Below are 1,963 nucleotides of genomic sequence, written 5' to 3'. Positions count from 1 at the left end.
CCTCTGATACACTCACTTTTAGTTCCATTGGATGTTCCTCCTTCCTAAAATAGATTTGTGATTCGTCATCACCTATTTTATAGGAGGTACATCCTTTTTGTCACTCCTTATGAATTTACACAAGAGAGTTTACACTACCGTAGTCTATATCCAGAATATTCAACAACGTTGTCCCTTTCCCCGCAGCACCCCACAACACCGTGTCGGAGGCATTAGCAAATAAAGTCTGCAGCCGCGCTAAAATTATGGGAATTCTTTCTATAAAGGCCCGTGTTACTGAGATCATGGCATCTTGATCCAAACAGCGGTTGTTATCCACGACTTGGGTATCTTTTCCACCAAAATATTGAATATACTCATCTTTGAAAGAAAAGGCTATCTTTCTGGGGGTGTATCCATACTCAGTCATGATTCGTTGCAGCGAGTTCTTCGTATAATAACTGCAATGTTCGTAGGAGAAAGCATATACCTGATCATGAGCCACGATCCACTCCCAAGCAGGAATCTCGATGTAAATCTGATGTGGTGCGTTTTTAACGCCTCCCAGAATACCATTAAGAAAATCGTGCATGTGACTTTGATGCTCCAGGATATGTCGCAGTATTATGAGGTCCGGTTTCTTCCCCAAAATGTTCCAGTCGTAGTAATCTGCAACGAATGTCAAATCCTTATAAGCCGGCTTGTTGTTGACCCTATTTAAGCTGGGCTCAAACCCCCAGCCTTCAAACTCTACCAACTCTCTCAACTTCATAAGGAAATGGCCATCTCCACATCCAATCTCTGCCACTGTTTTACCTGCCACAGAACATACATTGCTTAGTTCTTTACACACTTTTTCAAGATAGTGCTCAAAATATGGAGAATGCGTACGGGAGCTTTCATAATCAACCACATAGTCCATCAAGGCAGGGCTGAATGCTGCATTGAAAACAAATCCGCAGTTCCCACAGAAACGGAAGTCCACATTACCGGTTCTTGCCGCTAGCGCAGATTCACGGGTGTAATGTCTCTCCAGAACGTAGCAAGGCATTCCCGATTTACAGAAAATAGGAGCACTTTCAACTCGTTCGCTACAAACAGGACAAATAACGTCGACGCCTTGCATACTTCCCAAATTTATCTTCGTATTCACTTATTCTTGTTCAAAATGCCTGCTTGGATATCTTGCTACCAGGCTTCTATTGGCAAACCTTGCATAATGCGTTATTCCTTTGTCCCTGAACTCTCCTGATACCACTTTATCAGTGGAATCAAAATCAAACCTATGCCAAGCTTCCCGACCCATTGCTTCAAGCTCCAAGACCAGGTTCCGGTATCGGGTCGAGGCCTCATTATCAAGAAATATATTGATATACCAGCCAAACGCCGACTGGACTTTTTCAAGGAAGAGCTGGTGTTCCGGGGAAAACTTCAGGCAAGTGAAAGTATCGTAGTCATCAAGCTCCTTTTTTCTCTTATAATCAATAAGATCGAGTTTTTTACAAAGATCATAAAGTGGTGTGTTCTTGAATGGATAGAATGTCATCAGCTTTATCGTGTCAGGGAGCAGGCGGGCATTCAACTGCAACGTTTCAAACACTTCTTCCTTGGTTTCCGTGGGAAGACCGATCATGTTGAAGGAGCTGGACATTAGCCCTAGCGACGTAGTTACCTCGAATGCTTTTCTTACGCTCTCATTCGAAACCACCCGCTTCATAATATCCTTCTTTATCCGTTCGCTTCCACTTTCAATTCCAAAACGAATATCGTTGCAACCGGCTTCTTTCAGAAGCGATCCCTTCGCCTTCGTAAAAGACATTGGGTTAATGTTGCACACAAAAGGTGGTACTGTCAACATAATTGTGTAAATTTTTTATAGAGGGGCAAATTAGGACGTACCTTCCCTATTTTCGTTGTTCTCCAGTTCATCTCCATCTTCAGTGAGATAAATGCCAGGAGCAGGTAACAGGCATTCTCTCCGGCT

General features: G+C 43.1%; 2 protein-coding genes. Both read right to left on the bottom strand.

The genetic code is table 11. The features are described from left to right. Nucleotides 1-115: 115 nt before the first annotated feature. Entirely contained in the window at nucleotides 116-1,132 is a 1,017-nt protein-coding gene (locus tag NTX75_02675) for a class I SAM-dependent methyltransferase (protein MCX5815133.1), read from the bottom strand. Next, nucleotides 1,133-1,837 (bottom strand): radical SAM protein, encoded by a 705-nt coding sequence (locus tag NTX75_02670; GenBank protein ID MCX5815132.1) that lies wholly within the window; start codon nucleotides 1,835-1,837, stop codon nucleotides 1,133-1,135. It lies immediately after the preceding gene. Nucleotides 1,838-1,963 lie beyond the last annotated feature (126 nt).

Source organism: Pseudomonadota bacterium (genome assembly GCA_026388315.1).
Lineage (GTDB): Bacteria > Desulfobacterota > Syntrophorhabdia > Syntrophorhabdales > Syntrophorhabdaceae > MWEV01.
This window is presented reverse-complemented; position numbering and strand designations above follow the sequence as displayed.